This is a genomic window from Mycobacterium sp. JS623, from assembly GCF_000328565.1.
In the GTDB taxonomy this organism is placed as follows: domain Bacteria; phylum Actinomycetota; class Actinomycetes; order Mycobacteriales; family Mycobacteriaceae; genus Mycobacterium.
Genome location: NC_019966.1, coordinates 5,151,533 through 5,167,573, shown reverse-complemented (window position 1 = coordinate 5,167,573; position 16,041 = coordinate 5,151,533). Strand labels below are relative to the sequence as shown.

Annotated in this window: 18 protein-coding genes; 7 read left to right on the top strand and 11 right to left on the bottom strand. The window is 65.8% G+C overall.

Annotated elements, in window-relative coordinates; genetic code table 11:
• Positions 1 to 96: 96 nt before the first annotated feature.
• Together MYCSM_RS37890 and MYCSM_RS25175 are read right to left on the bottom strand one after the other, a co-directional pair.
• Positions 97 to 384 (bottom strand): hypothetical protein, encoded by a 288-nt coding sequence (locus MYCSM_RS37890; protein ID WP_041312660.1) that lies wholly within the window; start codon positions 382 to 384, stop codon positions 97 to 99.
• Between the two features lie 138 nt (positions 385 to 522).
• Positions 523 to 816, bottom strand: a complete 294-nt coding sequence (locus tag MYCSM_RS25175) for a hypothetical protein (protein WP_335337498.1) — start codon at positions 814 to 816, stop codon at positions 523 to 525.
• Between the two features lie 118 nt (positions 817 to 934).
• Here MYCSM_RS25175 and MYCSM_RS25170 point away from each other — a divergent pair, with 118 nt between their 5' ends.
• Together MYCSM_RS25170 and MYCSM_RS25165 are read left to right on the top strand one after the other, a co-directional pair.
• On the top strand, positions 935 to 1,588 hold the full coding sequence (locus tag MYCSM_RS25170) for a DUF5642 family protein (protein WP_015308991.1): 654 nt from the start codon (positions 935 to 937) through the stop codon (positions 1,586 to 1,588).
• A 28-nt stretch (positions 1,589 to 1,616) separates the two neighbouring features.
• A complete protein-coding gene (locus MYCSM_RS25165; protein WP_015308990.1) occupies positions 1,617 to 2,285 on the top strand; it encodes a DUF5642 family protein in 669 nt (222 codons plus the stop codon).
• Here the strand turns inward: MYCSM_RS25165 and MYCSM_RS25160 are convergent.
• Positions 2,282 to 2,878: an alpha-ketoglutarate-dependent dioxygenase AlkB gene (locus tag MYCSM_RS25160; protein WP_015308989.1), complete on the bottom strand. Its 597-nt coding sequence runs from the start codon at positions 2,876 to 2,878 to the stop codon at positions 2,282 to 2,284. The genes MYCSM_RS25165 and MYCSM_RS25160 overlap by 4 nt on opposite strands.
• A 32-nt stretch (positions 2,879 to 2,910) precedes the next feature.
• Positions 2,911 to 3,345, bottom strand: coding sequence for a redox-sensitive transcriptional activator SoxR (soxR, locus tag MYCSM_RS25155; protein ID WP_015308988.1), 435 nt, complete (start codon positions 3,343 to 3,345; stop codon positions 2,911 to 2,913).
• A 37-nt stretch (positions 3,346 to 3,382) separates the two neighbouring features.
• Here soxR and arcA point away from each other — a divergent pair, with 37 nt between their 5' ends.
• Positions 3,383 to 4,594, top strand: a complete 1,212-nt coding sequence (gene arcA, locus MYCSM_RS25150; RefSeq protein WP_041314950.1) for an arginine deiminase — start codon at positions 3,383 to 3,385, stop codon at positions 4,592 to 4,594.
• A 51-nt stretch (positions 4,595 to 4,645) separates the two neighbouring features.
• Here arcA and MYCSM_RS25145 read toward each other — a convergent pair whose 3' ends face one another.
• Together MYCSM_RS25145 and MYCSM_RS25140 are read right to left on the bottom strand one after the other, a co-directional pair.
• The gene (locus MYCSM_RS25145) at positions 4,646 to 5,500 is read right to left on the bottom strand and encodes a type IV toxin-antitoxin system AbiEi family antitoxin (RefSeq protein WP_015308986.1); all 855 of its coding nucleotides are present in this window, start codon (positions 5,498 to 5,500) and stop codon (positions 4,646 to 4,648) included.
• A gap of 101 nt (positions 5,501 to 5,601) precedes the next feature.
• Positions 5,602 to 7,143: a dolichyl-phosphate-mannose--protein mannosyltransferase gene (locus MYCSM_RS25140; protein ID WP_442928541.1), complete on the bottom strand. Its 1,542-nt coding sequence runs from the start codon at positions 7,141 to 7,143 to the stop codon at positions 5,602 to 5,604.
• A 33-nt stretch (positions 7,144 to 7,176) separates the two neighbouring features.
• On the opposite strand from MYCSM_RS25140, the gene rsmI reads away from it, so the two are divergent.
• Positions 7,177 to 8,013 carry a 16S rRNA (cytidine(1402)-2'-O)-methyltransferase gene (gene rsmI / locus MYCSM_RS25135; RefSeq protein ID WP_015308984.1) on the top strand — a complete coding sequence of 279 codons (837 nt, stop codon included), beginning with the start codon at positions 7,177 to 7,179 and terminating at the stop codon, positions 8,011 to 8,013.
• Positions 8,014 to 8,028: 15 nt separating this feature from the next.
• Positions 8,029 to 8,481 (top strand): hypothetical protein, encoded by a 453-nt coding sequence (locus tag MYCSM_RS25130; RefSeq protein WP_157681394.1) that lies wholly within the window; start codon positions 8,029 to 8,031, stop codon positions 8,479 to 8,481.
• On the opposite strand, the gene MYCSM_RS25125 is transcribed toward MYCSM_RS25130, so the two are convergent.
• From MYCSM_RS25125 to MYCSM_RS25115, 3 genes are read right to left on the bottom strand one after another with little or no spacing between them, the layout of a single operon-like run.
• Entirely contained in the window at positions 8,418 to 9,683 is a 1,266-nt protein-coding gene (locus tag MYCSM_RS25125; protein ID WP_015308982.1) for an aminodeoxychorismate synthase component I, read from the bottom strand. The two genes, MYCSM_RS25130 and MYCSM_RS25125, sit on opposite strands and share 64 nt — an antisense overlap.
• A 20-nt stretch (positions 9,684 to 9,703) precedes the next feature.
• Positions 9,704 to 10,606: an RNA polymerase sigma factor SigJ gene (gene sigJ, locus MYCSM_RS25120; protein WP_015308981.1), complete on the bottom strand. Its 903-nt coding sequence runs from the start codon at positions 10,604 to 10,606 to the stop codon at positions 9,704 to 9,706.
• Positions 10,603 to 11,784 carry an NAD(P)/FAD-dependent oxidoreductase gene (locus tag MYCSM_RS25115; RefSeq protein WP_015308980.1) on the bottom strand — a complete coding sequence of 394 codons (1,182 nt, stop codon included), beginning with the start codon at positions 11,782 to 11,784 and terminating at the stop codon, positions 10,603 to 10,605. The genes sigJ and MYCSM_RS25115 overlap by 4 nt, the downstream gene beginning before the upstream one ends.
• A 128-nt stretch (positions 11,785 to 11,912) precedes the next feature.
• Here MYCSM_RS25115 and MYCSM_RS25110 point away from each other — a divergent pair, with 128 nt between their 5' ends.
• Complete coding sequence (locus MYCSM_RS25110) at positions 11,913 to 13,226, top strand: NtaA/DmoA family FMN-dependent monooxygenase (protein WP_015308979.1); 1,314 nt, start codon at positions 11,913 to 11,915, stop codon at positions 13,224 to 13,226.
• A gap of 141 nt (positions 13,227 to 13,367) precedes the next feature.
• The gene (locus MYCSM_RS25105) at positions 13,368 to 14,993 is read left to right on the top strand and encodes an ABC transporter substrate-binding protein (RefSeq protein ID WP_015308978.1); all 1,626 of its coding nucleotides are present in this window, start codon (positions 13,368 to 13,370) and stop codon (positions 14,991 to 14,993) included.
• Here the strand turns inward: MYCSM_RS25105 and MYCSM_RS25100 are convergent.
• Positions 14,990 to 15,532 (bottom strand): flavin reductase family protein, encoded by a 543-nt coding sequence (locus tag MYCSM_RS25100; protein WP_015308977.1) that lies wholly within the window; start codon positions 15,530 to 15,532, stop codon positions 14,990 to 14,992. The two genes, MYCSM_RS25105 and MYCSM_RS25100, sit on opposite strands and share 4 nt — an antisense overlap.
• A complete protein-coding gene (locus tag MYCSM_RS25095) occupies positions 15,487 to 15,972 on the bottom strand; it encodes an NADPH-dependent FMN reductase (protein WP_015308976.1) in 486 nt (161 codons plus the stop codon). The genes MYCSM_RS25100 and MYCSM_RS25095 overlap by 46 nt, the downstream gene beginning before the upstream one ends.
• Between the last annotated feature and the right edge of the window lie 69 nt (positions 15,973 to 16,041).

Sequence of the window (16,041 nt, the reverse complement as noted above, 5' to 3'; positions counted from 1 at the left end):
CAGTTCGCTCATCGACGTCTGACGCCCGCGTAAGCGCCGACGGCAGGTCGGCTCTGCCCGCTGTCGGCCGCCAAATGTGTTGCACCCCAGGCGTAGTCAGCACTTGGCTGTCAAATACACCGTCTGGTAGACGATTTGGTTCACCATTTCGGTGCCATTTTGTACCGGCCGAATCACGGGCCCGACCGGACGCACGGAGTCAACCGTGCAGTGATCAAGCGGCGCCGCGCCGATCTTTTTCACCACGACATTGAACCCGTTGTCCTCTAGCTCGTTGACGGTGTCTTGTGCCGACCCGACACCTGACGGCGCGGCCTGCGCGTTGGCCGGAAATCCCACTGCCAGTGCGATGAACGCTGCACCGGCAATTGCGCTAAATGTCAACTCATTTAATTGTGGTGCCCTCACGTCTGCTCCTCAAGACCGACAGCTTCCCCTCTAGTCACCGCGGTCTGATAAGTGAAACTCGTAGTAGCGCAATTTGATTCCGCTACGACAAATGACGTGATGGTGTCGGCGCGGTTACACGTCGCAGTTCAGCGTCACATTGATCGACTTGCTCACGACGACGGTGATGAGTCGACGCTGTTTGCCCTCGCCGACCCAGAAAGTCCTGGTCTGCGTCTGCGGGTTGCGGACGCTGGTGACGATGCACTGGTCGGTCGGCGCATTGCCGACTCGGTCGATGATGACGTTGTAGCCCTCGTCCTCGAGCAGCCCAATCGTTTGGTAGGCGTTGCCTTGTTGAGTGGGCTCTGCCATCGCAAGGCCCGTCGGCGCGAGCATGACGCCCGACACCGCTAGTGTTGCTGCCACGCCCCGGCCTCCGCGCATGACAGTCTCCATTCTGTTGTTTGCCTGGTACTTGTTCATCGCTCTGCGGACACGGGACGTTGCAGGGCTTTTCTAAGCAATCTCTGTGGTATCAACGGGCGTGCGGCTGTTTGCCTTGCTCGCAGCGTTGCCACTGATGGTGGCGGCGTGCGCACAGTCGCCGTCCCCTGCGCCGTCGACCGCCGCGACGGCTTCGTCGACGTCGGTGAACCCGGCGCGGATCGAGGGGGTGCGAACGGCACTGCCGAATGGCTATGAGGTGGCCGCGCTAGCCGGGCGACCGGCCCCCGTCGCGTTTTGGGGGCTTGGCCCGGACTGGATCGCCGACCCGCCGCGGTGCGGGGCGCTCGCGGATCCCGTCGGTGGCGCGGCGACGACACGGGGCTGGTCGGCGTCGGGCGCAGGAGGGATCGTCTACGCGGTGGTGGCGAACTCGACGGCGACGCTCAAGCCGTCGCTGCTCGACGAATGCGCCCAATGGACGGTGTCGGCGGGGCATACGGGTGGAAACGTCACCGTGGTTGCGGGGCCCGTGATCGACGGCGCGACGACCGTCGGGCTGTCCGCCTCGACCACCACGACCGTCGAGGGCGGCACCGAAACTCATTCGCGCGTCGACACCTTCACCGCGTATCTCGGCGATTACGTCGCGTTCGTCACCGTCGTCGGCGATCCGGGCTCGCCGAATCCTCAACTCGGACACGAATTCGCATCGGACTTGCTGGTGAAAACGGTGTCGGCGTTACGCGGTTGAACGCGTGTGTGCCTGTACATTGGCGGCGATGTCGAACCCCAAGGCGATGGTCGTCGTTGCGTGCGCAGGCCTGCTGGCCGCGTGCGCGACCGGACAATCCGCAGAGCAGGACTTGTCCCATGCCGACATCGCACACGTCGGGAACGTCAAGTCCACCTTCGGACCGGAGTTCAAGGTCACGAGCGTGGGACCGACGGGCATCGATCCGCGACTGCTTGGGCCGCAGGCGTTGCCACAAGGCATGACGTTCGACCCCGCGGACTGCGCCAACGCCGTCAGCCAGCAGGTGCTGCCCGCCGGGGTGAAGGGCAACATGGCCGCCACGACCGCCGAGGGCAAGGGCAACCGGTTCATCGCGATCGCGATCGAGACGTCGGAGGCGGTGCCGCGCAACGACCCCGCGCAGAACTGCCAGAAGGTCGGCTTCACCGGCGCGGGTGTGCGTGGTCTGGTCGAGGTGGTGCAGGCGCCGCAGATCGACGGGGTGCACACGCTGGGCATCCATCGGGTGCTGCAGACGACCGCCGACGGGAAGCCCCGCACCGGCGAGCTCTACAACTACATCGCGAACTTCGGCACGTTCGTCGTCATCGTCACGGCCAACCCGCTGGTACTGCCCGACAAGCCGGTCGTGCCGGTGGACACGCAGCGCGCACGTGACCTGCTGACCGCGGCGGTCGCTGATGTACGGGGCTAGCGGACGTCATGTGGGCGGAACTGGATACTGATCCGCGGGCCGACTGGTCGCGTCGTCTTCGGGATCGCGTGCTCCCAGGTGCGCTGGCACGACCCGCCCATCACCAGCAGGTCGCCGTGCCGGTGCGCCAGTCGCAATGACTTGCCGCCGCCCTTCGGGCGTAGCGCGAAAACCCTTGTGGCGCCGAGGCTGACGATCGCGATCATGGTGTCCTCGGTGCTGCTGCGGCCGATCCTGTCGCCGTGCCAGGCGACACTGTCGTTGCCGTCGCGGTACAGGCATAGGCCGGCGGTGGTGAACGGTTCGCCGAGCTCGCCGCCGTAAGTGTCGTTGAGGCGTCGCCGCATCTGCTTCAACCGCGGATGAGGGGCCGGCTCTTCGATGAGGTTGTGAAAGCTGACGAGCCGGGGCACGTCGAGCACGCGGTCATACATGTGTCTGCGCTCGGCGCGCCACGGGATGCAGTCGTACAGTTCGCCGAACAGCTCGTCGGCGTCGGATAGCCAGCCGGAGCGCACCTCGACCCACGCGCCGCTGCCGAGGTCACGCCGCTCGGCGTGCTCGAACAGAGAGCTTTGGAGAGCCAGCTCCATGACGGCGAGTCTATCGCACAGGCGTTCGATTCCTAAAGGCGGACGGCACCGGGCCCCTGGTCGGCGAGCACGTCGCCCGGATTGGACAGCGCGCAGGTTTTCAGGCTCAGGCAGCCGCAACCGATGCAGCCGGCGAGGTTGTCGCGCAGGCGCTCCAGGTGCAGGATGCGGTCGTCGAGGTCCTGGCGCCAGCCGGCCGAGAGTTTGGCCCAGTCCTTGCTGGTGGGGACGCGATCCGACGGCAGGCTCGCGAGGGCATCGCGAATGCGTGCCAGCGGGATGCCGAGGCGCTGCGACATCCGGATGAACGCGACGCGTCGCAGCGTCTCGCGGGCGTACCGGCGTTGGTTGCCGCTGGTGCGCTTGCTGGCGATCAGGCCCTCGCGTTCGTAGAAGTGGAGCGCCGAGACGGCGACGCCGCTGCGCTGCGACATCTCGCCGGGAGTGAGTTCATGTATCAGCTCCATAACCCAAACCATAGTTGAGGTGCTGGATGCGGTTACGGTGCTAGATGTGAAGTTGGGCTGCGACTCCGAGGTCGGCACGCTGCGGACCGTCATCCTGCATCGGCCGGGGGCGGAGTTGCAGCGGCTCACACCGCGCAACAACGACGCACTGCTGTTCGACGGGCTGCCGTGGGTGTCCAAGGCGCAGGAGGAGCACGACGCGTTCACGGAGTTGCTGGAGTCGCGGGCAGTCGAGGTGCTGTTGCTCGCGGATCTGCTGACCGAGGCGCTTTCGCACAGCGGCGCGGCGCGGATGCATGGCATATCGGCGGCTGTCGATTCGCGACGACTGGGATTGCCGCTGGCGCAAGAGCTTTCAGCGTATCTGCGGACGCTGGACGCGGGCCCGCTGGCGCGGGTGCTGATGGCGGGTATGACGTTCAACGAGTTGCCGCTGTCTGGGGGCGACCTGTCGCTGGTGCGGCGCATGCACCATGGCGGGGACTTCGTCATCGAGCCGCTGCCGAATCTGTTGTTCACACGCGACTCGTCGTTCTGGATCGGGCCGCGGGTGGCGATCCCGTCGCTGGCATTGCCTGCGCGGGTGCGCGAGACATCGCTGACCGACCTGATCTACGCGCACCATCCGCGGTTCCTCGGGGTGCGGCGGGCATACGAGTCGCGGTCGGCGCCGGTCGAGGGTGGCGACGTGCTGCTGCTGGCGCCGGGCGTCGTTGCGGTTGGGGTGGGGGAGCGGACGACACCCGCGGGCGCGGAAGCGTTGGCGCGCAGCCTGTTCGACGATGACTTGGCGCATACGGTGCTGGCGGTGCCGATCGCGCAGGAGCGTGCGCAGATGCATCTGGACACGGTGTGCACGATGGTCGACGTCGATGCGGTCGTGATGTACCCGAAGATTGTGGACTCGTTGTCGGCGTTCACAATTCACCGCGACGGTGCCGGGGGTGTGAAGATCGACGACGCGGTACCGTTCGTGGAGGCGGCCGCTGCGGCGATGCACATTGACAAGCTGCGGGTCATCGCGACGGGCCTGGACCCGGTGACCGCGGAGCGTGAGCAGTGGGACGACGGCAACAACACGCTCGCGCTGGCGCCGGGCGTGGTGATCGCATACGAGCGCAACACGGAAACCAATGCGCGGCTTGCCGATGCGGGCATCGAGGTGCTGCCGATCGCGGCGTCCGAGCTGGGCACCGGTCGCGGCGGACCCCGCTGCATGTCATGCCCGGCGGCGCGCGACCCGCTCTAGTCGGGATCCAATTTTGCACTCACGGCTATAATTTCGTCGAATTCACAACCCTCACTGCAATTTTGGAGGTGTCCACCCGCGTCGGTCGAATGCTTCGTGCGCACGGTGCAGGATGAATCGCCTGCTGTGTTCGGCGACAACCTTGATGTCGATCCAGCCCTCACGATCGACCAGTTCTGCTCGGCCGATGTCGTGCACGTACCGATTGCGGTTGGCTTGGTGTTGCTCGCCGTCGTAGTCGAAGCCCACCATCGGCTCGTGGTAGCCCATGTCGAGAAATGCCTCGCACACTCCGTCGCTCACTCTGATCTGAGTGTGTGGCGGCGGCAACCCGTCGTCGATGAGGATCAGCCGGACTCGTGTTTCCTGCGGCGATTCAGCCCCACCATCCATCAGCGGCAGCGCTATTCGCGATCGTGGCAGTCCGCGTGCCCTCGGATAACGATCAGCGAGCAATTGGACATCGGTCACTTTGATGCCAGTGGCCCGAGCGAGCGCATCGAGATGTCGGATCGCGAGATCACGCGGCAGGTGTCGAGCGATGTCGAAGGCAGTTCGTTCCGGTGTCGTGACGGGGATTCCGCCGACCAGCATGATGTCTTCGGCGTCTATTCGCTCGGTGTGCACGACGATGCCAGCGGGAGGGCGACCGCATCGCCAGATCATCTCGATGGGCGTTGTCGCGTCGATCCACAGCGCACCGTGGAGTTCGGCCGCGGCTCGACCGGCGATCACGCCTTCGCGCTTCGACCACAACCACGCGCCGACGGTACGGAGCTGAAGCGATGGCACCGCAAGCTTGGAAAAGTAGACGTCAGGGAACATCGTGCGGTAGTTCCAACGTAGCTGCGCGCGCGTCAGGCCACCGCTGGCCAACGCCTCACTGCCGATGAACACCTCACGCATGCCGCGATGCTCTCGGTCAACGCCGACAGTTCCGCGGTTATCGCCTCGATTTTGCGCCTAGGGCTGTGGATAACGCCGAACTACAGCCTTGAGTGCAAAATTCAGCGCCAAGAGGGCAGCCAGATCTGCATATTCCACGTCGCCTGCGAGATGGGCAGACCCGTCAGGATCGGATACATCCACGCGAAATTCGTTATGACAAGCGCGATATAGCAGCACACGGCGATCAAGCCCAGTGTTCGCCGCTCCGCGTTCTGGTTCGGCTTGTGCAGTATGTCGCCCAGGATCATCGCGATCATCAACACGAGGAACGGCGCCATCGTCGCCGCGTAGAAGAAATACATCTGCCGGTCGATGTCGCCGAACCACGGCAGGAATCCCGCGCCGTAGCCGACCAGCAGCGCGCCATACCGCCAGTCCCGTTTGACGAACGCCCGCCACAGCGCCCACCCCAGCACCGGCACCGCGATGAACCACATCGCCGGCGTGCCGACCAGCATCACGGCCTTCACACACGACTGCGCCCCACACCCCGGCACGTTCTGGTTGTCGATCGCGTAGAGCACCGGCCGCAACGACATCGGCCACGTCCACGGCTTGGACTCCCATGGATGGTGATTGCCCGCTGCGTTGGTCAGGCCGGAATGAAAGTGATACGCGGCGTATGTGTAATGCCACAGCGAGCGCAACGCGTCCGGAATGGGCAGCACGCTGTCGGGCCCGATGGAATTGCCGACCTCATGCCGATTCACCGCCGTCTCCGACGCGAACCACGGCGAATACGACGCCAGGTACACCCCGAACGGGATCAGCACCAACGCATACAACGACGGGCCGAGGTCTCGCCGCAACGCCCCGACCCATGGCCGCGGCACCCGATACTGCCTGCGCGCGTTGATGTCGAAGGCGAGCGTCATCAGGCCGAAGAACACGATGAAGTACAGTCCGGACCACTTTGTGGCACAAGCCAATCCGAGCAGCACGCCAGCGCCGAACCGCCACCACCGCACCCCCAGCCGGGGCCCCCACGGCGTCTCACTGATGCGGCCTTCCAGCAAGGCAACGTGCATGCGCTCGCGTACCTGATCGCGGTCGACGATCAAAGCGCCGAACGCCGCCACCACGAACACCACCAGGAAGCCGTCCAGCAGCGCCGTACGCGATGCGACAAAGCTGACGCCGTCGCCGATCAACAACAGCCCGGCCATCCCGCCGACCAATGTCGACCGGCTGATCCGTCGCCCGATCCGCGCGACCAGCAGCACCAGGATGATGCCGCACACCGCGCCGCTGAACCGCCAGCCCAGCCCGTTGTATCCGAAGATCGCCTCACCGATCGCGATCAGCTGCTTGCCGACCGGCGGGTGCACCACCAGCCCATAGCCGGGGTTGTCCTCGACACCGTGGTTGTGCAGCACCTGCCATGCCTGCGGCGCGTAGTGCTTCTCGTCGAAGATCGGGGTGCCCGCATCGGTCGGCGAGCCCAGGTTCAGGAAACGCGTTATCGCCGCCAGCGCCGTGATGACCGCCGTCATCGCCCAGCCCTGCAGCCGGTCAACCGGGCCGAAGTCAGCGACGGGCACCAGGGGCGCGGGGCTGATGACGGGAACCGCGCGCCCCTTGGCAACGAGTTCATCGGCCAGGGCGGTCACGACAGCGATCGTAGGCTGTCTCCCATGTCCACCGGCCGACTGCTCATCGGCGCCACGCCGCTGGGCCAGCCGACGGACGCATCCGCGCGGCTGGTCAAGGCGCTGGCGAGCGCCGACGTGATCGCCGCCGAGGACACCAGGCGCATCCGCACGCTGGCCGCAGCCCTCGAGGTCAAGCCCCGCGGCAAGGTGCTCAGCCTTTACGACGCCAACGAGGCGTCGCGGGTGCCTGCGCTGGTGGACGACATCCAGGCCGGGGCGACGGTCCTCCTGGTCAGTGACGCGGGCATGCCGCTGATCAACGATCCGGGCTATCGGCTAGTCGCGGCCTGCATCGGGGCAGGCGCACAGGTTCAGTGCCTGCCGGGCCCGTCGGCGGTCACCACGGCGCTCGCGGTGTCGGGTCTGCCGGCGGACAGGTTCTGCTTCGAGGGGTTCGCCCCGCGTAAGCACGCCGCACGCGTGTCCTGGTTCAAGGCGCTCGCCGCCGAGCCACGCACATGCGTGTTCTTCGAATCGCCACGCCGGTTACCCGACACGCTGAGGGACGCGGTCGAAGCGCTCGGTCCTGGGCGCAAGGCGGTCGTCTGCCGCGAGCTGACCAAGACGCACGAGGAAATTCTCCGCGGCACGCTCGGCGAGCTCGCAAAGTGGGCGAGCGACGGCGTGCTCGGCGAGATCACGGTCGTGCTCGCCGGGGCGACCCCGAAGGCCGACATCGACACGCTCGTTGCTGAAGTCACCGCGCTGGTTGACGACGGAGCGCGCGTCAAGGATGCGTGCGCGCAAGTTGTTGAGCAGAACCCGGGGGCGCCGTCACGCCGTGAGCTCTACGATGCGGTGTTGCGCGCACGCCGCTGAGAGGGGTGGGCCACGGTGAGTACCGCGGTGTTTGTTGTCTTACTGGTCGTCGGGATTCTGGCTGTGCAGGCGTTGATCTGGATTCCGATCATCGTGTGGTTTCGGCGCCGCAGCCGCCGAGTTGCGGCCGAGCTGGCGACCGAGTTGCAGAGCGAGACCGTTGTCCGCCCGCCCGAGAAGGGCAACTATCGAGGGGCGACGGCGCCTGGCTACCCCATGGTCAAGAACAACGGTTTGATCGCGCTGACGAAGCGACGCCTGGTTTTTCGGACGCTGACCGGCAAGGCGATCGACATCCCCGTCGCCGCGATCACCGGCGTTCGCGAGGCAGCCGTGTTCAACGGTTCGGTGGTTGGCGGGCGCAAGCACCTGATTGTTGCGACGGCCGCTGGCGAAATCGGCTTCTACGTCTCGGATAACGCGGGCTGGACGGCCGCGCTGTTGCCGGGTCGGCAAGTGTCACTTTGACGGCCGATGAACGGTGCCGCCTTGTGCAGGCACTCCTCCCATTCGCGGTCGGGGTCGGAGTCGGCGGTGATGCCGCCGCCCACGCCAAGGACCGCGTTGCCAGCAGCGTCGAACTCCACCGTCCGGATCGCCACGTTCAGCTCGCATCCTGCGACGGGTGACGCTAAACCGACTGTGCCGCAATACACTCCGCGGCGATGAGGCTCCCAGCCGCGTAGCAGCTGACGGGCCCGCAGCTTCGGCGTGCCGGTCACAGACGCTGGCGGGAACGTCGCTTCCAACACCGAACCGAGTGGCACGCCGACCCCGACGCGCGCCGACACCGTCGACACCAGATGCCACACGCCCGGCGCCGGTTCGACCGCCAACAACTCGGGCACCGTGACGGTGCCCGTCATCGCGACGCGGCCAAGGTCGTTGCGGACCAGATCGACGATCATGATGTTCTCCGCGACGTCCTTGACCGAGGCCCGCAGTGCCGCCGGATCGGCGTCCCGCGGCAGCGTGCCCTTGATCGGGCTCGACGTCACCGTCTCACCGCGACGCCGCAGGAACAGTTCCGGCGACAACGACGCCACCGCGCCCCACGCGCCGGCCACATATGCGGCGCGCGCGGGAGACGTCCGCTCGACGGCGTCGACGAAGAAATCGATTGGTGCACCGTCGATGCGGCCCGAGAACTGCGTGCACACACACGCCTGGTAGATCTCTCCCGCTGCAATCGCTTCCAGGCACTCGAGCACGCCGCGGTGGTGAGCATCCCGGTCGGCGTCGTCCCACTCGATGTGGAAGTGCCGCGGCGGCACACGTCGGTCAATGGCTTCGGCCACCCACTCCGGAAGCGCTGTGCCGGAAAGGCTTTCATACCACCACTGCCCATCGCGGTCCTGCCGCAACACGCAATCCGACCAGCCGCCTGCGGCTACAGGAATTCGTGGACCACGGCCGTCGACGCCGCCGTCGGGATACGACAGATACCCGAACCAGCCACCGCCGATCGCGCGGCCGGATTCACCGGTGGGCACCGCGAAGACGTCGTCAACGGCGACGGCCTTCAGCGACGGAGCGATGACCGCCGCGGAGCCAAACCAGTCGCCGATCAGTGCGGCTGGCGGCGCATGGCCATACCGCAGTGCACCTGCGGCGATCGCGCTCAGCACCCCGGGTGCTTCGCCCAAGTCGCCGAGCCGCTCGATACGCACAGATCAAGCGTGACAGAGGGCTAGCGGCTGATCACCCGCGGGACCGCGATGCCCACCAGCTTGTCCGGGTTGCGCATTGCGTAGAAGTGCGTGATCTTGCCGTCGACGACCTCCACCAGGAACACACCCTCTAGGTGATCGCCGCTGTAGACGACGACCGCAGGCGCACTGTTGTACACCGCCGTCTCGATTCGCACGTTCGGCAGCTTCTGCCCGAGTCGGAAGATTCCGATGATCGCCTTGGCCACCCTGTCCGCGCCCACGACCGGGCGGCGGGCAGCGCTGGCCTTGCCGTTGCTGTCGGCGGTCCACACGGCATCCGGCGCGAGCATCGACATCAGCCCGTCCAAGTCACCGGTGGATGCTGCGGTCAGGAACTGCTCCGTCAGCTCTGTGGTCCGAGCGGAGTCGACGGGCTCGAAGCGCTTGCGCCGCGCATGCACGTGCCCGCGGGCACGGTGCGCGACCTGGCGCACCGTCGTGACGGATTTGCCTACCGCTCCGGCGATTTCGTCGTAGTCGAAACCGAACACCTCGCGCAACACGAACACCGCGCGCTCATCGGGCGTGAGTGTCTCGAGCAGTACCAACATCGCCATCGACACCGACTCGGCAAGCACGACGTCACTAGAGGCGTCGCACTCGTCGAGCAGCAGTGGTTCGGGCAGCCACGGGCCGATGTAGTCCTCGCGTCGACGAGCGCCTGCGCGCAACGCATTCAGCGCCTGACGGGTCACCAACTGCGCCAGATACGACTTCGTATCCCGCACCGTCGCGAGGTCCACTTCGGCCCACCGCAGATAGCTGTCCTGCAGCACGTCATCGGATTCCGTTGCTGAGCCCAGTATTTCGTAGACGATCGTGAACAGCAGCGGCCGCAGATGCGTGAACCGCTCGGCGTGTTCCGTCGACGAGGTGGTCACGATTCCGTGACCACCTGGCGCAGTGGAGCAGAAGGACGCCTGCCGCCCTTCATCACGAAGGTGGAGCCTGGCTTGCGCGCCTCGTGGCGGATGCCCCACAGCGTGCCCTTGCAGATGGCCTCCTTGAGCGCCGCGCCGAGTCGGCCGCCGAAGTAGAAATTCACGGGCGTGTCGTCCTTGCGGGCCAATTGCACCGTGGCGGCGTGCCGCCCCAGGCTGACGCAGGATCCCACGAACGCCTGGTCGATGGGAGCCGGCTCGGTGCCTGCGATCCGGCTCAGCACGGTGTCGGCCGCCCGCGCCCCCAACGGCACCGCGGCCTGGCAGCTCATCCGCAGTGGCTGGCCCGACGGGGCCGCGCAGTCGCCTGCCGCCACAATGCCCGGGTCGTCGACGCTGGTGAGCGATTCATCGGTGAGCAGCCGGCCCATCCCATCAGTCTGCAGTCCGCTGGCGGCAGCCAGTTCGGGCACGCCGAAGCCCGCGGTCCAGATGGTCAGCGCGCTCGGCCGGACTGCGCCGTCTGCAAAGACGACGGCATCGCGGCGAACTTCCTTCACCACGTCGGCGTCGAGCACTGTGACGCCCAGCTTGCCGAGCCGCTTGCGCGCGGAGCGCCGGCCGGGCTCCGACAGCGTCGGAAGCAATTGGCCGCCGCAGACCAGAGTGACGTTGCGACCCTCTTCGGCGAACTCGGCCGCGGTCTCGGTGCCGGTCAACCCGGCGCCGACGACGGTGATCGGGGCGGAAGGATGCAGCTCGTCGAGCGCGCTACGCAACCGCTGCGCCAGCTCCAATTCGGCGATGGGATAGGCGAATTCGGCCGCGCCCGGAACCGATGCGGGCGCACCGCCGGTGCTGCCAACGGCATAGATGACGTAGTCGTAGTCCAGCGCCCGACCCGACGCGAGGGCGACGGTGCGCGAAGCGGTGTCGATTCTGATCGCGCTGTCTACGACAAGGCGGACGCCCTCGCCGAGCAGCGTGCCGTAGTCGACAGTCGCGTCGTAGTTGCCTACGACGTGCTGGTGCAGCCTGATCCGCTCGACGAACTTCGGGCGGGAGTTGACCAGCGTGATGTCGACGTCGGTGCGCTGCCGCAAGTGGTTGGCCGCGGTGGTGCCTGCATAGCCGCCGCCGATGACGACGACGTTTGTGCTTCCGTTGTGTTCAGTCATGCCCTCAAGACACCGCCGACCGCCGCGATGTGACGAGGGGTGACGCAGATCACTGCTCTGCGGCGGCGTAATGCGCGCGGAATCATCTGTCCCCGTGCGCCGAAACATCTGCACGTCACATTGGTTGCATGTTTCATCTGGGTTGGTTCATGGGCAGTGGATTTTCGGTACAGACATGGGCGCTTGATCCGTGGGCGGGCAACACAGGCCACGACTGGATGAAGGGCGACCTCTTCGTCGATCTGGCCGCATCGCTGGAGCGCGCCCGCTTCGACTACCTGCTGGTCGAGGACACCAGCATGGTCGAGGACGCTTACGGCCGATCGATGGAGACGACGCTCAAGTACGGGATGCTGGCCCCCAAGTGCGACCCCGTCCCGCTGATCCCGCTGCTGGCCCAGCGCACCAAACACATCGGCATCGCGGTCACGCTGTCGACGAGCTTCTACCACCCGTTCATGGCGGCTCGGACCATGACCACCCTCGATCACCTGACCGACGGGCGAGTCGGCCTGAACGTGGTGACGAGCAGCTCGGCGCGTGCGGCGCAGCAGTACGGCTACGACGAGCTCATGTTGCACAGCGAACGCTACGAGATGGCCAAGGAATGGATGGAAGCCGTTGGGGCACTGTGGGACTCGTGGGAAGAAGGGGCCGTCCTGGTCGATGAGGACACGCCACGGTATGCCGACCACACGAAGGTGCACACCGTCGACTTCGAGGGCAAGTACTTCCGCACGCGCGGCCCGCTCAACACGATTCCTGGACCGCAGCGCCGTCCGGTGATCGTGCAGGCCGGCGCTTCGCCCGCGGGGCGTGACCTTGCCGCCAAGTACGCGGAATCAATGCTCGCCCACGGCACCAGCATCGAGGGCATGAAGGCATTCAGGCAGGACATGCACCGCCGGATGAAGGAGTACGGCCGCGACCCGAGCACGCTCAAGATCCTGTTCCTGATCGACCCGATTCTCGGCGACACCGATCGCGTCGCGCAGGCCCGCGAGGACGACATGAAGGCCGCTCGCTGGAGCGACCACGCGATCGAAAAGGCGTTGTGGGGTTTGAGTTACACGTCGGGCGGCGAATTCGACTTCTCCACCTTCGATCTGGACAAGGAGGTGCCCGACGTGTGGGGCAACGGTGAAACGAGCACGCTGCGCACGTTCATCGAAGGCGCACGGGGCAAGACGCTTCGCGAGGCGATCGCCACCGTCGACACCCACGCCGGTCTCGCGTTCGTCGGCTCGCCTGACACGGTGGCGGCGAAGATGGGCGAGGCGATGGAGGAAGTCGGTGGCGACGGTTTCCTGCTTTCGCCGGTCGTCACCCGGCGCAATATCGCCGAGATCGCCGACGGCCTTGCGCCCGCGTTGCGAAGACGCGGGCTGATCAGGGACGGATACCAGCACAGCACGTTCCGGGAGAACCTGCTGGAGTTCTAGTAACCGTCGCAATCCCGGCGTAATGCGCGGTGCACTGATGCGAAGCGGCGACGTCACACGCCGCCGATTTACTGCTCCGAAATGGCACGCCAGCGAATGCCGTGCTCTCAGGTCGAGCGTTGACCCACGTAGGAGGCATTCGTGTTCGAGACAACACACCCGCGGAGCAACCCGTCCGGTCCGCAGTGGGACCGCCGCGCATTCCTGAAGGCAGGTGGCATCACCGTCGGCGGCATCAGCCTCGCCGCTCTGATCGCCGCATGCGGTGGCGCGCCGGGCGGTTCGGGGAACGGCGGGACGCTTGTCCTGCGCATGCCGTTCCTGGCCGACATGCAGGTTCCCGACCCCGACATCATGTACGAGGGCGAGGGCGTGCAGGTGATGGAATCGGCCTATGAGGGACTCGTGCGCTACAAACCCGGCACCTCGGACTTCCTACCGAGTCTGGCGAAGTCGTGGACGGTCTCACCGGACCAACTGACGTATACCTTCACGCTGCAACCGAACGTGAAGTTCCACGACGGAACGATCGCCGACGCGCAAGCGTGGACCAAGAGCTTCGACCGTCGCGGGAGGATCAACCAGGGCCCCTCGTACATGGTCGCGGGTGTGGTCAAGACCGAGGCGCCGGACCCGACGACGTTCGTCGTCACGCTCAAGGAGCCAAACAACGCGTTCTTGCACTATCTCGCCTGCCCGTGGCAGCCGTTCGCGGTCAGCCCGACCGCCGTGGCCAAGAATGCCGTCGGCGACGATATGGCGCAGGAGTGGCTGAAAACCCATGACGCGGGCACTGGACCGTACATCATCAAGGAGTTCGTCACCGGCAGCCACTACACGCTCGAGGCATTCGGTGATTATTGGGGCGAGAAGCCGGTGTTCAAGAGCATCCGCATCGACATCACGCCGAGTGTGGCGACCCAGAAGCTACAGCTGGATTCCGGCGCATTCGACATGGTGACAAAGGGTTTCGCAATCCCCGACGTGCTTGCCTACCAGAAGAACACTCAGTTCGCGGTCGTCAATTCGTTCGGCGGTGTCGGCGAGGCGATCTGGCTCAACCCGACATCGGGCATCTTCGCGAACAAGGCGCTCCGCAAGGCCATGCTCACCGCCCTGGACCGCAAAACGATCGTCGACACGGCATGGGGCGGGCTGGCGAAGGTGCAGAACGCGATGTGGCCGGAGCTCACCCTCAACCCGGCACTGGCGCCGTTTCCGTCGCAACTCGACACAGCGGCGCTCAAGGCGATCGTGCCGACACTTCCTTCGAAGAAGATCGACCTCGCGTGGAGCGCCGACGGCGGAGCGCCCCGCGGGCAGATGGCCGAGCTCATCCAGAACCAGCTTGCGGCGTTCGGGCTCGACGTCACGGTGCGCCAAATGCCGGTTGCCGAGGAATTCGACCTGCCCAACCAGGCACCCGAGAAGCGGCCGGACATGCTGGTGTCTTTTCTCGGCGGTGATGCGCTACACCTGGACACGACGCTCCGGATCCTGCTCCGTACCGGCGCCAAACCGCTGAATTTCTACCAGTATTCGAATCCCGAGCTCGACAAGCTGATGGACGATGCGGTCCAGCAGGCGGATTGGGTGCAAGCACAACAGATCTACCAGAAATGCAGCCAGATGGTCGTCGACGAGGCGATCTGGATCCCGCTCTGCATTCCGCCGAACTCCACGATCGCGCACAGTTACGTGATCGGCGTCGAAGACAACTCGTTCTATCCGGCGATCTTCTGGCCGCAATCCCTCAAGCGGGCCTAGCGCACAGGGGCGAGCTCGTGAAAGTTGCTGCGGTGGAAGACCATCGGGGCGACATCCGGATACATCGCCAGCGAGACGATCTGCAGCACCACGATTTCATGGTCGCCTGCATCGATTCGCTTGTACGGTGCGCACTCCAGCCACAGCGTCGCGCCGTGGACGAATACCGCGCCACTGTCGGTCGCCATCCAATCGACATCGGAGAACCGGTCACCGGTCTTCGACGCGAGTGACCGCGCCACCGGCGCGTGGTCGCCGGCCAGCACGGACAGCCCAAGGCGCTGCAGCCGTGCCAGTTTCGGCCAAGTGGTCGATGACTTGGCCACACACACCGACACCAGCGCCGGATCCAGCGAAACCGAGGTGAACGAACTTGCCGCCATCCCCTCGGCGACGCCGTCGAGCAGGCCGCAGAATGCGGTCACCCCGCTCGGGAAACAGCCGAACGCCTGGCGCAGCAGCGCCTGGTCGAACTGGTCGTCCGCCGCCGCGATCACGACGACACCGCCGGGACGAAACGGCGAGCGACCGTGAGCCATTTCTCCAGATCCTCGGACGTCTCGTAGTCGGAGTCGAGCAGATACAGGCTCGGCGCCGGGCAGCTGGCGCCGATCTCGACAAGCACTGGGCGCAAGGTCAATTCGGGAGCAAGGGCATGTGTGTACGAGCCTCCGAGCATGAGCGGAAATGTCGTGATCTGAGCGAGTTCGCCCGCCCCGAACTGGTCGAGGAACAGTTTCAGCAGGCCGGTATAGGTGGCCTTGAACGTTGGCGACGCCACCACCAAGGAGTCGGCGGCTTTCACGATCGCCTTGGCCTCTGCCACCTTGGGGTCGCCCCACCCCAGCAGGCCGGCGCCAAGGTCGACAACATCGATAACGTGTTGAGGCGCAACGCCGGTCAGCTTTTCGGTAACCAGCTCGGCCGCAGCACGCGTCCGCGACATCGGCTTGGGATTTCCTACCACGACAACAGTCATGCCCCGCAGTCAACAATGTGCGGATTTCCTGGCTTCGGCCCTCGGGTAACGCCTTCATTGCGCCGCGGC